The organism is Roseibaca sp. Y0-43, from assembly GCF_020667835.1.
GTDB lineage: Bacteria > Pseudomonadota > Alphaproteobacteria > Rhodobacterales > Rhodobacteraceae > Roseinatronobacter.
This window is the reverse complement of the sequence record NZ_JAFMPR010000002.1, coordinates 48239-63259: the sequence shown is the minus strand read 5'-3', so window position 1 is coordinate 63259 and position 15021 is coordinate 48239. Positions and strand designations below refer to the sequence as shown.

Here is a 15021-nt window from a genome sequence, read left to right as displayed (position 1 = left end):
ATCTAACCACCCCGGACGGCCACGGCCAATCAAGGTTTTGCGAGGGTCTGACACACGCGGCACAAAGGCCACAGGCAGCGCTTGAGGTGATTTTTGTGCACAACGGTATACAAAAATGCGCAATCCCCCTTGATCGCGGCACCGCAGAATGGCAAATGCAAAGGGCCAAGACCCCTGTCCACATATTACGGAGGCCCAGCCCCATGACCATTATCGTCGGCAAAGACAGCGCGGGTGCGCGCAAGACGCTTACCGTCGCAGGCAAATCCATCGCCTATTACTCGATCCCGGCCGCGCAGGCCGCGGGCCTGGGCGAATTCGACAAGCTGCCCGCCGCGCTGAAAGTGGTGCTGGAAAACATGCTGCGCTTCGAGGATGGCAAGACGGTGACGACCGACGACATCCGCGCCTTTGCCGACTGGGCCGCACAAGGTGGCAAGAACCCGCGCGAGATTGCCTATCGCCCCGCCCGCGTGCTGATGCAGGACTTCACCGGCGTGCCCGCCGTGGTGGACTTGGCCGCCATGCGCGACGGTATCAAGGCACTGGGGGGCGATGCGCAAAAGATCAACCCGCTGAACCCGGTCGATCTGGTCATCGACCACTCGGTCATGATCGACGAATTCGGCAACCCGCGCGCGTTCCAGATGAACGTGGACCGCGAGTATGAGCGCAATATCGAGCGCTATACCTTTCTGAAATGGGGTCAGAAGGCGTTCAACAATTTCCGCGTTGTGCCGCCGGGCACCGGCATCTGCCACCAGGTGAACCTTGAATACCTCGCGCAAACCGTCTGGACCGATACCGACCAGAATGGCGCGGAAGTGGCCTACCCTGATACGCTCGTGGGCACCGACAGCCACACCACCATGGTCAACGGTCTGGCGGTTCTGGGCTGGGGTGTCGGCGGGATCGAGGCAGAGGCCGCGATGCTGGGTCAGCCCGTGTCGATGCTGATCCCCGAAGTCGTGGGCTTCAAGCTGACCGGCGCGATGGTCGAAGGCACTACCGCCACCGACCTTGTGCTGAAGGTCGTGCAAATGCTGCGCGCCCATGGCGTGGTCGGCAAATTCGTCGAATTCTACGGCGAAGGGCTGGACCACCTGCCGCTGGCGGACCGCGCCACCATCGCCAACATGGCGCCCGAATACGGCGCGACCTGTGGCTTCTTCCCGATTGACGACGAAACCCTGCGTTACCTGCGCCAGACCGGCCGCGACGAGGACCGCGTGGCACTGGTCGAAGCCTATGCCAAGGAAAACGGCTTCTGGCGCGGGGCGGATTACGCGCCCGTCTACACCTCGACGCTGGAGCTGGACATGGGCAGCGTCGTGCCCGCCATTTCCGGCCCGAAACGCCCACAGGACCACACGCCGCTGGATCAAGCCGCCGCCAAGTTTCTGGACGTTGTGTCGGAATATCGCGGCGTGGCCACGGATAATGAGGCTGCCGAGATGGCAGATGAGGGCCCTGCCCCCACTGCCCCCGCCGACCCGCGCAAATCCGCGCCCGTCAAGGGCGAGGATTACAGCTTGCGCGACGGCTCTGTCGTGATCGCGTCGATCACGTCCTGCACCAACACGTCGAACCCCTATGTGATGATCGGCGCGGGGCTTGTCGCCCGCAAGGCCCGTGCGCTGGGTCTGACCCGCAAGCCTTGGGTCAAAACCTCGCTCGCGCCCGGTTCCCAGGTCGTGTCGGCCTATCTGGAAGCGGCGAACCTGCAAGAGGATCTGGACGCCATCGGCTTCAACCTTGTGGGCTATGGCTGCACCACCTGCATCGGCAACTCTGGCCCGCTGCAAGAGGAAATTTCCAAGGCGATCAACGAAAACGACCTGATCGCCACCAGCGTGCTGTCGGGCAACCGCAACTTTGAAGGCCGCATCAGCCCCGATGTGCGCGCGAACTACCTCGCCAGCCCGCCCTTGGTGGTGGCCTATGCGCTGGCCGGGGACATGAATATCGACATCACCAAAGACCCGATCGCGCAGACGCCGGACGGCAAGGATGTCTACCTCAAAGACATCTGGCCGACCCAGAAAGAGGTCGCGGACCTTGTGGAAGCGACCGTCACGCGCGACGCGTTCCAGTCGAAATACGCCGATGTGTTCAAGGGTGACGAGAAATGGCAGGCCGTCAAGACCACCGACTCGGAAACCTATGATTGGCCGGCCTCGTCGACCTATATCCAGAACCCGCCCTATTTCCGGGGCATGGGCACCGAAGCGGGCAGCATTTCCGACCTGAAAGGCGCGCGTATTCTGGCACTTCTGGGCGACATGGTCACGACCGACCACATCAGCCCGGCGGGCAGCTTCAAGGCCTCGACCCCCGCAGGCCGCTACCTGGAAGAGCGCCAGGTGCCGGTGCGCGAGTTCAACAGCTACGGCTCGCGTCGCGGCAACCACGAGGTGATGATGCGCGGCACCTTCGCCAATATCCGCATCCGCAACGCCATGCTGGACGGGGTCGAGGGCGGCTATACCAAGGGGCCGGATGGTCAGCAAACGTCGATCTTCGACGCCGCGATGGCCTATCAGGCCGAAGGCACACCGCTTGTCGTGATCGGCGGCAAGGAATACGGCGCAGGCTCCAGCCGCGATTGGGCGGCGAAGGGCACGAACCTGCTGGGTGTGAAAGCCGTGATCGCGGAAAGCTTCGAGCGCATTCACCGCTCGAATTTGGTCGGCATGGGGGTTATCCCCTTCGAATTCACCGGCGGCGACACCCGTGAAAACCTTGGCCTGACCGGCGACGAAGTTATCAATATCAGCGGCTTGGAAGGCGATCTTAAACCACTTTCCGAAGTGCCCTGCACGATCACCTTTGCCGATGGCACGGAAAAGACGATCACGCTGAAGTGCCGCATCGATACCGGCATCGAGAAGGAATATGTCGAGCATGGCGGCGTGCTGCATTACGTGCTGCGCAACCTCGCCAAGGCCGCGTAATCGCTTCACATTCCCGACAGCCCCCGGCGCGACCCTCGCGCCGGGGTTTTCCTTTGCGCGGGCTTGAGGTTATCTGTCCAAAAACCCGGAGATCGCATGGCCACCCGTATCGTTGCGCTTGTTTTCCTTGGGCTGTTTCTGGCCTTCGTGGCCGTCATGGCCTCTGTCACCCTGTTCGTGCGTGACCCTCTGCCCATCATCGGGCCGAACCAGCGCCTTGGACTGGAGACCACGCAAATCACCCCGCCGCTGCGCGCCGAAATCGCGGTCAGCGGCGATTACGAGGCCACGATCACCGTCACCCCCATCGAGCAGGTCGACCGCGTGCGCCTGCGTTTCACCGGCGCCGATGACATCCCGCTTCTGGCGGATGGCAACACCGCCGAAGGGCAATTCACCCGCACCGGCCGGTGGGAACTGGTGCTGACCGCAGGCGGCACAGAGGAAGTGCTGGCCTTCGTGCTGCGAGACTAGGCGCTTCGCGCGGCGAAAGCGCGCGCAGGCTGTTCACAAGCCTGTTCAGGCGGTTAGGATGGGCGGCAACCAAAGATGCGGGGCCGCCCTTGTTCGAAACCATCATCCTCAGCTTTGCCTTCGCCTTTGGCCTTGCGGTGCGCCAAGTGGGCCTGCCCCCGCTGGTGGGCTTTCTGGCCGCGGGCTTTGCCATAAACGCGCTTGGTGCGCCCTTGGGCCTGCCGCAGGAAACCGGGCCGATCCTGCACCATGTCGCGCATCTGGGTGTGCTGCTCTTGCTGTTCACGGTGGGGCTGAAGCTGAAACTGGGCCAGATCGCGCAACCGCAGGTCATTGGCGGCGCGGTGCTGCATTTCGCGATCAGCGTGGGCCTGTTTGCCCCCGCCGCCAAGCTGTTGATGGGCGTGGCGTGGGAAACCGCATTATTGATAGGGATCGCGCTTGCGTTCTCATCAACCGTGCTGGCGGCCAAACTGCTGGAAGGCAAACGCGAATTGGGCGCGTTCCATGGGCGCACCGCCATCGGTATCCTGATCGTGCAGGACATTATCGCGCTTGTGGTGCTGGCCATCTGGTCGGGCAAAAGCCCCAATATCTACGCACTTCTGGTGTTGGGCCTGCCACTGTTGCGCCCTGTGCTGCACAAGCTGCTGGACCTTGCGGGCCATGACGAAATCCTTGTGCTGATGGGAATGCTTCTGGCGCTGGTGATCGGTGGCTACGGGTTCGAAGCGATGGGGCTATCGTCCGAGATCGGCGCGCTGGCGATGGGGGTTCTCTTGTCGAACCACGCGCGCGCGGGCGAGCTGTCGCGCGCGCTGTGGTCGCTGAAGGAAGTATTCCTTGTCGCCTTTTTCCTTGAAATCGGGCTGACCGGCCTGCCCGATGGCCCTGCCCTGATTTTCGCGCTGGTCGTCGGGCTGGCGCTGCCGCTAAAGGGCGTGTTGTTCTATGCGCTTCTGGTCGCGTTCAAGCTGCGCGCGCGCTCGGCATTTTTGTCGGCGCTCAGCCTGACCGCCTATTCCGAATTCGGGCTGATCGTGGCGGCGGGCGTGCTGCCTGACTACCTCGTGCCCTTGGCGCTGGCCGTCACCCTGTCCTTCCTGATCGCGGCCCCCCTGAACCGCATGGCTCACCCGCTCTATGAACGGCTGGAATCGCGCCTGCAACGCTTTGAGCGCGCGACCATGCACCCGGATGAGCAACCCAAGGACTTGGGCGATGCGTCGGTTCTGGTCTTTGGCATGGGGCGCACCGGGACCGCCGCCTATGACCGCCTGCTGGATGCGGGCCTGTCGCCCGTGGGGCTGGATGCCGACACCTACCGCGTCGAGGGCCACCAAGAGGCCGGGCGCAACGCGCTTTTCGCCGATGCAGAGGACAGCAATTTCTGGCGCTCGGTCGATCTGGGCCGCATCAAGGCCGCCGTGCTGGCCTTGGGCGACCTGGAGGCCAAGGTCATCGCCGTGCGGTCGCTGCGCGCGCGCGGCTTCACCGGCCCGGTGATTGCGCATGTCATGCATGAAGACACCCGCCACGTTCTGCGCGAGGCGGGTGCGGATTATACCTATCTGACGATGACGCAGGCGGGTGTGAACCTCGCCGACCGCACGCTGACCGTGCTAGAGGTTGAGGGCGAGCATGGCGCTTAACGCGCCGCCGCCGCCTCCATCGCGGGGCGGATGCGGGTTTCCATGATCTCGCGCGTGATGGGCCCGGCATAGCGGAATTCGATGGTGCCGTCGCCCGCAACCACGAAGGTTTCCGGCAGGCCCACGACGCCCCAATCCAGCCCGGTGCGCGCGGCGGGGTCGGACCCGATGGCGCGGAACGGATCGCCCAATTCGTCCAGAAAATCCTCTGCCTTGTCGGCCTGATCGCGGTAGTTCACGCCGTAGATGACCGTGCCTTCCTGCGACAGCTCTTCCAAGAACGGGTGCTCGGCGCGGCAAGGCGGGCACCATGTGGCCCAGAAATTGACCAGCGTCACCTCGCCCTCGCGCAGCATGTCATCGGTGAAGAGCGTGCGCTCGCCCAGTTGCTCCACGCCCAAGGCAGGCGCTTGCTGGCCCGCGCGGGCAGAGGGCAGCTCGTCGCGGCCCTCGCGGAAGTTGCCGATCAGGAACAGCGCCGCAAGGCCCAGAAACAGCAGCGGCGGCAGGAACATCAAGGGGCGGATTTTACCCATGTTTTCCTCGTTTCTTTTCAAACGCATCCAGTTCGCGCCGCACCCGGCGGCCGCGCGCGATATACCAGCCGACCAGCGCGAGCAGCATTGCAAGCGACACCACATAGGCCGACGTCACCTCGACCGCGTATCGTCCAAGATCGGGCATCATGCCATGCGCTCCCGTGCGACAAGGGCTTTCATGCGGCGGGCGCGGATTTCGGTGCGCGTGCCCGCCAGCACGAGCGCGAGAAAGATCAGCCCGAAGCCCACCATGCAGGTATAAAGCGGCGCTTTATAGGCCCAGTCCATGCGCGTGCCGGGTGCGACCGACAGCGACGCGCCCTGATGCAGCCCTTGGTTCCAGAACATTGCGGCGTAGCGCGACAGCACCGCGAAAACAGACCCGACAAGGCACAGCACGGCGGTCAGGTCCGCGCCCGTGTCGGGGTCGTCAATCGCGGCCCACATGGCGATATAGCCCAAGTAGAACAGGAACAGGATGAGGAACGAGGTCAGCCGCGGATCCCACGCCCACCATGTGCCCCACATGGGCTGGCCCCAGACTGCACCTGTAATCAGCCCTATCACGGTCATCGTGGCCCCGATGGGGGCGGCTGCACGGGCGGCCAGCGCGCTGACATGGTGGCGGCGGATCAGCCAGATCAGGCTGGCCACCAGCATCATGACCCAAGCATTGATCGCCATCATCGCGGCGGGCACATGGATGAAGACGATTTTCACGGTCGACCCCTGACGAAAATCATCGGGCGTGAAGAAGAACCCCCAGATCAACCCGGTGGCCGTGACAACCACGGCGGCAACCGCCACGATAGGCAGCAGCCAATCCGTGGTGCGCATGAATTTCAAAGGGTTGGCATATTCCCAGAGCGACGACATGAGCATTACCTATCTTTGGGTGGGGTGGCTCTCAAGCGAAACAGATGCGGATCACCGAAGGTTTATCCGGATGACATGGGCAGAGGCAAAGGGCAATAATGCCACAGCCCCCGCCGTGATCCCGGCGAGCAGCGCGAGCGGCGTGCCCACGGCCAGCCCTTGCGCCCCGCGCGAGACGACCTCTGCCCCGAACACGAGCGTCGGGATATAAAGCGGCAGCACCAAGAGCGACAGCAAAAGCCCGCCCCGCTTCAGCCCCACGGTCAGGGCCGCGCCAAAGGTGCCGATCACCGACAGCGCGGGCGTGCCAAGCGCAAGCGACAGCAAAAGCCAGCCATAGGCGGGCACCGGCAGGCTGAGCAGCAGGCCCAACACCGGCGAGACCAGCACAAGCGGCACCCCCGTGGTCAGCCAATGCGCGAGCGCCTTGATCGTGACGACCCCTTCCAGCGGCACGGGCGCGGTGGCCAGCAGATCGAGCGAGCCGTCTTCGTAGTCGAGCGCGAAAATCCGGTCGAGCGACAAAAGGCATGCCAGCAAAGCGCCCACCCACAGAATACCCGGCGCGATCAGCGCCAGCGTGGGGCGGTCTGGGCCGACGCCCAAGGGCACAAGCACCGCAAGGATCAGGAAGAATGCCAACCCGAGGCCAAAGCCCCCGCCCGCGCGAAACGCCAGACGCAAATCTCGAAGCAAGAGCGCGATCATAGAAACGCCTCGTCAAACCCGCCCGACGGCTCTGGCAGCTTTGCCTTGAAGGGGGCAAGGTCCAAGACCTGCGCCTCTGGCAAGCCAAGGTCGATATGCGTGGCCATCAGCGCCATGCCGCCACTGGCTAGATGCCCGCGCACCACATCGGCAAAGAGCGCGACCGACGCCGCATCCAGCGACACGGTCGGTTCATCCAGCACCCAGACGGGCCGCCCCGTCACCATCAGCCGCGCCAGCCCCAACCGCCGCTTTTGCCCTGCCGACAGGTTCTGTGCCGCGCGGTCGGCCAAGCTGCGCAGGTTCATGCGGTCCAGCGCATGGTCGATGCCCTTGGTGCCGTAGATCGCGGCCCAAAAGCCAAGGTTCTCGGTCACGCTCAGCGTGGCTTTCAGCCCATCGGCATGACCGGCATAGGCAATCGCATCGGGTGCGCAGTCGATATGGCCGTCCAGCGCCGGTTGCAGCCCGGCAATCGTGCGCAAGGCGGTGGTTTTGCCGCAGCCATTCGGGCCGCGCAGCACCAGCGCCTGACCGGGTGCCAGCGCGAAGCTGACCCCTTCCAGAATGGGCAAACCGCCACGGGCGCAGGCCAGATCTGTTACCTTCAAAGACATGAATGTCCGCATAGCCCGCTTTGCGCCCCAAGGGAAGGGCGCGGCGCTATTCCACCGTCACGGATTTCGCCAGGTTGCGCGGCTGGTCCACATCGGTGCCACGGTGCAGCGCGGTATGGTAGGCGATCAGCTGCGCAGGCACGGCATAGACGATGGGCGCGATCAGGTCGGGCACGGGCGGCATTTGCAGCCGGTGGGGCACCTCGCCCGCCGCCGCCAGCCCCGCCGGGTCCGACACCAGCAGCACCTGACCCTGCCGCGCCATCACCTCCTGCATGTTCGAGACGGTCTTGTCATACAGCCCGTCATGCGGGGCGAAGACAATGACCGGGAATTCCGAGTCGATCAGCGCGATCGGCCCGTGTTTCAGCTCACCCGCTGCATAAGCTTCGGCATGGATGTAGCTGATTTCCTTCAGTTTCAGCGCGCCCTCCAACGCCAGTGGATACATCGTGCCGCGCCCAAGAAACAGCACGTCGCGCGCTTGGGCCAGCATCTTGGTCAGGCGTTCAATCTCGCCCTCGCGGTCCAGCGCTTGCGCCACAAAGCCCGGCAGGCTGTGCAGTTCTTCGAGCAGCCGCGCGTAGCGCTCTGCGCTCAGATACCCGCGCGCGCGACCCGCTTCCAGCGCCAGAACCGCCAGCACCAGAAGCTGCGCGGTGAACGCCTTGGTCGAGGCCACGCCGATTTCGGGACCGGCATGGATCGGCAGCGCCACGTCGCTTTCCCGCGCGATGGACGAGGTCGGCACATTCACAACCGAGATGACCTGTGCGACATGCGGCTTCACATGGCGCAGCGCGGCCAGTGTATCAGCGGTTTCGCCCGACTGGCTGACGAAGAGCGCCATGTTATTCGCGCCCAGAACCGGCTCGCGGTAGCGGTATTCGCTGGCGATATCCAGTTCCACCGGCAGGCCCGCGTATTTCTCGAACCAGTATTTCGCCACTTGGCAGGCGTAATAGGCCGTGCCGCAGGCAACCATGATAAGCCGGTCGGTGCGCGCGAAATCGACAGCGGCGGGCAGTTCCAGCGCGTTGCCGTCCAGCCCCGAATAGAACCCGAGCGCCGCTTTCAGGATCGCGGGCTGTTCGGCCATTTCCTTGGCCATGAAATGGCGGTGGCCGGATTTGTCTACCCGCGTGGTTTCCAGGTTGATGCGCGTGATGGGCCGGTTGGTCTGCTGGCCGTCGGCGTCGTAGATCTGCGCGCCTGCGCGCGTCAGCACCGCCATGTCGCCTTCTTCCAGATAGGTGATGCGGTCGGTCATCTCGGACAGCGCAATCGCGTCGGATCCAAGGAACATCTCGCCCTTACCATGCCCGAGGCACAAGGGCGAGCCGCGGCGCGCGCAGATAATCAGATCATCCTCGCCATCGAAGACGAAGGCCACGGCGAAAGCCCCTTCCAGCCGCGAAAGCGTTTCGCGCGCGGCCTGCACCGGGCTGCGGCCTTCGTCCAGCAGGCGCGAGGTCAGTTGCACGATGGTTTCGGTATCGGTCTGGCTTTGGAATTCGGCACCCGCGGCGGTCAGTTCCTCGCGCAGCGTGCGGAAATTCTCGATAATGCCGTTATGCACCACCGCCACGCGCCCCGCGCGGTGCGGGTGGGCGTTCGCGACCGTCGGGCCGCCATGCGTGGCCCAGCGGGTATGGCCAATGCCCACCCGGCCCGGCAGAGGGTGATGCACCAATTCGTCCGACAGGTTCACCAGCTTGCCCACCGCGCGGCGGCGGTCCAGCACGCCCTTGTTCACGGTGGCAATGCCCGCGCTGTCATAGCCGCGATATTCCAGCCGTTTCAGCGCCGACAGGATTGCGGGCGACACTTCGTGCTGGCCAAGGATTCCGACAATACCGCACATCTGCTTTAGCCCTTGTTCTTCTGTGCCTTGCGCGCGCGCAGCATGTCCATCAGCTTCGCGCCAAGGCCGGGTTTGTTCACCTGCTCGGCGCGGGCCAAGGCCAGATCGCCCGCAGGCACATCGCGGGTAATCACCGACCCCGACCCGGTCAGCGCGCCCGCGCCCACCGTGACGGGTGCCACCAGCATGGTGGACGAACCGATGAACGCCCCCTCGCCGATCGTGGTGCGGTGCTTGAAGACGCCGTCGTAATTGCACGTCACCGTGCCCGCGCCCAGATTGGCGCGCGCGCCCACATCGGCATCGCCCACATAGGACAGGTGGTTGACCTTTGCGCCCTCGCCCAGTTGGGCATTCTTCACCTCGACGAAATTGCCGATGCGCACGTCTTCGGCCAGTTCCGCACCGGGGCGCAGGCGGGCATAGGGGCCGACCACCGCGCCCCGGCTGACATGGGCCCCTTCCAGATGGCTGAAGGCGCGGATGGTCGCGCCCGATTCGACGGTTACATCGGGGCCAAAGACGACATAAGGCTCGATCACGCTGTCGCGGCCAAGGAATGTGTCCTGCGCGAAGATGACCGTGTCGGGCGCTTGCAGGGTCACCCCGTTTTCCATCGCGTCCCGCCGCGCCTGCGCCTGAAAGGCTGCTTCGGCGGCGGCGAGTTCGGCGCGGGTGTTGATGCCCAGTGTCTCTGCCTCTGGGCAGGTCACGATGCCTGCGCTCAGGCCCTTCGCGCGGGCCAGCGCCACCACGTCGGTCAGGTAATACTCGCCAGAGGCGTTGTTATTTCCGACCTCTGCGATCAGGTCGAACAGAACCGCGCGGTCGGCGCACAGAACCCCGCTGTTGCACAGGGTGATCGCGCGCTCGTCCTCGGTTGCGTCCTTGAATTCGACAATCCGCTCCAGCCGGTCGCCATTCGCCACCAGCCGCCCATAGCGCCCCGGATCGGCCGCGTGAAAGCCCAGCACGACCACGTCATGCGCCGCGCGCGCGGCTTGCAGCGCTTCCAGCGTTTCGGGCCGGATAAAGGGCGTGTCGCCATACAGAACAACCACATCGCCCGCCTGCCCCACCAGCGCACCCCGCGCCTGATCGACCGCATGGGCAGTGCCAAGCTGTTCGGGCTGGGTGACGATCTGCGCCTGCGGGTCTTCGTCGGCCACGACTGCTGCCACCTGCTCGGCCCCGTGGCCCACGACGACGACCACGCGCTCGGGATCGAGCGCGCGGCCCGCGCGCATGGCATGAACGACCAAGGGGCAGGACGCCAGCTTGTGCAGCACTTTCGGCAGGTCGGATTGCATACGGCTGCCTTGCCCGGCGGCAAGAATGACAAGCGAGATACTCATGGCCCCTCGATACGGTTCTGGATTTCGCCTGAATGCGCGGATTGGCGCTCAGACGCAAGTGGGCGGCCCATCACGCCTGATTTCAGCATGAAACAGGCGCAAGAACCCGCCGATTTGACCGATATCAATGTATCTTTTTAGAATGCTGCGATCTTGGCACCACACAGGCCGCCGCAAAGCCCGCGATGGCCCAAGGCAAAGGACACGCACCCATGTATAACTCGATCATCATCGCCGCGGCCCTGTTCAACGAGGGCGCGACCACGCGCGCCGCGTTGGAAAAGGCCAAAACGCTGCTCAATCCCGGCGGCACGGTCACGCTGGTCCATGTCATCGAAGAGGTGCCGGGCTATGTCGCGGCCTCTATCCCGAAAGAGCATATGGGCGCACGCCAGCGCGAGGTGCAGGAACAACTGGACGAGATGGCCAAGGCGGCTGGCGAGATGACCGTGAAATCCACCATCCGGCATGGTCAGCCCTCTGCCTCAATTCTGGGGGCCGCCAAAGAAGCAGGGGCCGATCTTATCATGATCGCCAGCCACAAGCCGGGGCTGAGCGATTATTTCATCGGCTCGACCGCCGCGCGCATCGTGCGCCATGCACAATGCTCGGTGCTGGTCACGCGCTGACACCATAAGGGGCCGCGCGGTTTGCCAAGCGCGCGGCCCTGTGCCAGTCTGAGAGGGCATCACACTCACCGCCCGGAGGACAGCATGTATAATTCCATCGTCGTGGCCGTCGCCTTGTTCAACCAAGGGGCCACCAGCCGCGCGTTGATCGAAAAGGCCAACAGACTGATCGGCCCAGACGGCACGATCACCCTTGTTCATGTGCTGGACGAGGTGCCCGCCTATCTGGCCGCCGCCGTCGCGAAAGAGCAATTGCTGGAACACCGCAAGGCCATCCGCGAGCAGCTCGACTCGCTCGCCGCCACCGCCAAGGCGAAACGCGTCGATGTCGATATTCGCGGCGGGCGTCCGTCCGAGAATATCCTCGCCTGCGCCGAGGAATGCCATGCCGACCTTATCATGATCGCCAGCCACAAGCCGGGCATGGGCGATTATTTCATCGGCTCGACCGCGTCGCGGGTGGTGCGCCACAGCCAAGTGTCGGTTCTGGTCAGCCGCTGACGCTTTTTTCGCGCCATGTGACGCGAACAAGCCTTTCCCGCGCCGTGCAAAAGGGTATCTGGAACCCTGTTGATTGGCAGGTAGGCACAGCATGTCCGACGCATTGGTGATCTTCACGCCCTCTGGCAAACGGGGGCGGTTCGCCCTTGGCACGCCCGTGCTGACGGCGGCGCGGAAATTGGGGGTGGACCTCGATTCGGTCTGCGGCGGGCGCGGCATTTGTTCCAAGTGCCAGATCACGCCGGGCTATGGCGATTTTCCCAAACATGGCGTGAATGTCGCCGCCGACGCGCTGTCCGCGTGGAACGCGGTCGAGCAGCGCTACAAGGACAAGCGCGGGCTGATCGACGGGCGGCGTCTGGGCTGTCAGGCGCAGATCATGGGCGATGTGGTCATCGACGTGCCAGCGGAAAGCCAGCTTCACAAACAGGTCGTGCGCAAGGATGCCAGCGCCCGGCCCATGGTCATGGACCCGGCGACGCGCCTGTTCTTTGTCGAGGTGGCCCAACCCGACATGCACGAGCCTTCGGGCGATCTGGAACGGCTTGGGGCGGCCTTGCGCACGCAATGGGACGTGGCCGAGATTTCGATGGGGTTGGACGTGCTGCGCAAGCTGCAACCCACCTTGCGCGCCGGCAATTGGCAGGTCACGGTCGCGCTGTTTGCCGACCACTCGGGCGGGCCGGCGCAGGTGCTCGACATCTGGCCGGGGCTGTATGACGGCGCGCTTTACGGGCTGGCGATTGATCTGGGATCAACCACCATCGCCGCGCATTTGTGCGATCTGCGCGATGGGCAGGTCGTGGCGTCCTCTGGCATCATGAACCCGCAAATCCGCTTCGGCGAAGACCTGATGAGCCGTGTCAGCTACGCCATGATGAACCCCGGCGGCGATGCAGAGATGACGCGCGCGGTGCGCGACAGTCTTGATACGCTGATCGCCGCGCTGGCATCAGACGCGGGCTGCAACGCGCGCCAGATCATGGAAGTGGTGATCGTGTGCAACCCAGTCATGCACCATCTGTTGTTGGGCGTGGACCCGGTGGAACTGGGTCAAGCCCCCTTTGCACTGGCCACATCGGGCGCGCTGTCGCTTGGGGCGCGCGACTTGGACCTGACCGCGCTGAACCCCGCCGCGCGCGCCTATCTTCTGCCCTGCATCGCGGGGCATGTGGGGGCGGATGCCGCCGCCGTGGCGCTGTCGGAAGCGCCAGAGCAATCGGATGACCTTGTGCTGATCGTCGATGTCGGCACGAATGCCGAGATCCTCTTGGGCGACACGCGCCGCGTGCTGGCCTGTTCCTCGCCCACCGGACCGGCCTTCGAGGGCGCACAAATCTCCTCTGGTCAGCGCGCCGCGCCCGGCGCCATCGAACGCATCGAAATCGACCCCTTCACAAAGGAGCCGCGCTTCCGCGTCATCGGGTCGGACCTATGGTCGGATGACCCCGAATTCGCCGCCAATGTCACCGGCATATGCGGTTCGGGCATTATCGAGGCCGTGGCAGAAATGCGCATGGCAGGGCTGGTCGATGCCTCTGGGCTGATCGGGTCGTCGGCGCAAACCGGGACAGAGCGCTGCGTGCCAGAGGGGCGCACGCACGCCTATGTCATCCATGACGCCACCGCCACCGGTGGGCCGCGCATTACCGTCACCCAAGGCGACATCCGCGCGATCCAGCTTGCGAAATCGGCGCTTTATGCGGGGGCGCGGCTGTTGATGGATGAAATCGGCACCGACACGGTCGACCGCATCGTTCTGGCGGGCGCGTTCGGCGCGCATATCAGCCCCAAACACGCGATGGTGCTGGGCATGATCCCCGACGCGCCCTTGGACCGTGTCACAAGTGCCGGGAACGCGGCGGGCACGGGCGCGCGCATGGCGCTCTGCTCGAAATCCGAGCGCGCGGCGATCGAGCGGACCGTGACCCGCATTCACAAGGTCGAAACCGCGATAGAGCCGCGCTTCCAGGAACATTTCGTGGCCGCCAATGCCCTGCCCCATGCAACCGCCCCCTTCCCGCACCTGTCGCAGGTGGTGACGCTGCCGCAGGTCAGCTTCAACAGCGGCGGCAGCGAAGGGCGGCGGCGCAAACGGGGTTGAAGCGGGGCGGCGGCAGGTTAGCTTGCGCGCCATGACACAGATCGACCTTGCCCATCGCACCCGCCTGCCCGACGCGCTTCGCGTGTTGCTGGAACAATATCCGCGCAACATGTGGGAAAGCCATCATAATTTCGACGGGCTGACCCGCTTCTGGCTGGAGCGGCACCTGATGTTCCGCCGCGCCCTGGCGCAATGGCAGGACGACACGCGCGGCTTTCTGGATGCCGGGCGCGATGCGCCGGCGCATGGGCAGATGACGGCGCGTTTGGGGGGCTTCCTGATAAACGAGTTGCACGGGCATCATCACATAGAAGACGCGCATTACTTCCCGGTTCTGGCACAGGCAGAGGCGCGGCTGGCGCAGGGGTTCGAGTTGCTGGATGCCGACCACCACGCGCTGGATGCGCAGCTTTCCGCGCTGACGGATGCGGCGAATGGCCATCTGCGCGCGTTGCAGGACAAGGGCGCCGACCAAAAGGCCAGCGCGGGGGCGATGTTGGCGCAGTTGGAAGGTTTTGAGCGCTTTCTGGACCGCCATCTGGTCGACGAGGAAGAGCTGGTGGTGCCGACGATCCTGCACCATGCGCTGAAATTTTAAACCGAAGCCCGTGGTTAACAGGCGCGGAACGCGCCCCACGGGCAGCGGTGGGCCGCCCCAGAGGCCTGCCGCTTTGGAAACCGCAAGTGCTCCGCTCACGGGTTATGCGGACTTGGTCGCCATAAAGTGCCCAAATCCACGCGCGGCAGC

General features: G+C 64.5%; 14 protein-coding genes. 7 read left to right on the top strand and 7 right to left on the bottom strand.

What is annotated here, in order from left to right:
* Positions 1-203: 203 nt before the first annotated feature.
* The 3 genes from acnA to J1C52_RS02575 all read left to right on the top strand — a co-directional run bounded on the left by acnA (position 204) and on the right by J1C52_RS02575 (position 5080).
* Positions 204-2954: an aconitate hydratase AcnA gene (gene acnA / locus J1C52_RS02585; protein ID WP_227426368.1), complete on the top strand. Its 2751-nt coding sequence runs from the start codon at positions 204-206 to the stop codon at positions 2952-2954.
* 96 nt (positions 2955-3050) lie between these two features.
* The gene (locus J1C52_RS02580) at positions 3051-3428 is read left to right on the top strand and encodes a hypothetical protein (protein WP_227426367.1); all 378 of its coding nucleotides are present in this window, start codon (positions 3051-3053) and stop codon (positions 3426-3428) included.
* Between the two features lie 89 nt (positions 3429-3517).
* Positions 3518-5080, top strand: a complete 1563-nt coding sequence (locus J1C52_RS02575) for a cation:proton antiporter family protein (protein WP_227426366.1) — start codon at positions 3518-3520, stop codon at positions 5078-5080.
* Here the strand turns inward: J1C52_RS02575 and J1C52_RS02570 are convergent.
* From J1C52_RS02570 to glmU, 7 genes are read right to left on the bottom strand one after another with little or no spacing between them, the layout of a single operon-like run.
* Positions 5077-5616 carry a DsbE family thiol:disulfide interchange protein gene (locus J1C52_RS02570; RefSeq protein WP_227426365.1) on the bottom strand — a complete coding sequence of 180 codons (540 nt, stop codon included), beginning with the start codon at positions 5614-5616 and terminating at the stop codon, positions 5077-5079. The two genes, J1C52_RS02575 and J1C52_RS02570, sit on opposite strands and share 4 nt — an antisense overlap.
* Positions 5609-5767 (bottom strand): heme exporter protein CcmD, encoded by a 159-nt coding sequence (ccmD, locus tag J1C52_RS02565; RefSeq protein WP_227426364.1) that lies wholly within the window; start codon positions 5765-5767, stop codon positions 5609-5611. Before ccmD ends, J1C52_RS02570 begins: the two co-directional genes overlap by 8 nt.
* Complete coding sequence (locus J1C52_RS02560; protein WP_227426363.1) at positions 5764-6495, bottom strand: heme ABC transporter permease; 732 nt, start codon at positions 6493-6495, stop codon at positions 5764-5766. The genes ccmD and J1C52_RS02560 overlap by 4 nt, the downstream gene beginning before the upstream one ends.
* A 51-nt stretch (positions 6496-6546) precedes the next feature.
* Positions 6547-7203 (bottom strand): heme exporter protein CcmB, encoded by a 657-nt coding sequence (gene ccmB, locus J1C52_RS02555; RefSeq protein ID WP_227426362.1) that lies wholly within the window; start codon positions 7201-7203, stop codon positions 6547-6549.
* Entirely contained in the window at positions 7200-7820 is a 621-nt protein-coding gene (gene ccmA, locus J1C52_RS02550) for a heme ABC exporter ATP-binding protein CcmA (RefSeq protein ID WP_227426361.1), read from the bottom strand. The genes ccmB and ccmA overlap by 4 nt, the downstream gene beginning before the upstream one ends.
* A 46-nt stretch (positions 7821-7866) precedes the next feature.
* Positions 7867-9684, bottom strand: a complete 1818-nt coding sequence (gene glmS, locus J1C52_RS02545) for a glutamine--fructose-6-phosphate transaminase (isomerizing) (protein WP_227426360.1) — start codon at positions 9682-9684, stop codon at positions 7867-7869.
* A 5-nt stretch (positions 9685-9689) separates the two neighbouring features.
* Positions 9690-11039 (bottom strand): bifunctional UDP-N-acetylglucosamine diphosphorylase/glucosamine-1-phosphate N-acetyltransferase GlmU, encoded by a 1350-nt coding sequence (glmU, locus tag J1C52_RS02540; RefSeq protein ID WP_227426359.1) that lies wholly within the window; start codon positions 11037-11039, stop codon positions 9690-9692.
* A 212-nt stretch (positions 11040-11251) separates the two neighbouring features.
* Between glmU and J1C52_RS02535 the strand changes: the two genes are divergently transcribed.
* The 4 genes from J1C52_RS02535 (at position 11252) to J1C52_RS02520 (ending at position 14871) form a co-directional block, all read left to right on the top strand.
* Entirely contained in the window at positions 11252-11668 is a 417-nt protein-coding gene (locus J1C52_RS02535) for a universal stress protein (RefSeq protein WP_227426358.1), read from the top strand.
* 84 nt (positions 11669-11752) lie between these two features.
* Complete coding sequence (locus J1C52_RS02530) at positions 11753-12169, top strand: universal stress protein (RefSeq protein ID WP_227426357.1); 417 nt, start codon at positions 11753-11755, stop codon at positions 12167-12169.
* A gap of 91 nt (positions 12170-12260) precedes the next feature.
* Positions 12261-14273 carry an ASKHA domain-containing protein gene (locus J1C52_RS02525; protein WP_227426356.1) on the top strand — a complete coding sequence of 671 codons (2013 nt, stop codon included), beginning with the start codon at positions 12261-12263 and terminating at the stop codon, positions 14271-14273.
* A gap of 31 nt (positions 14274-14304) precedes the next feature.
* Positions 14305-14871 carry a hemerythrin domain-containing protein gene (locus J1C52_RS02520; protein WP_227426355.1) on the top strand — a complete coding sequence of 189 codons (567 nt, stop codon included), beginning with the start codon at positions 14305-14307 and terminating at the stop codon, positions 14869-14871.
* Positions 14872-15021 lie beyond the last annotated feature (150 nt).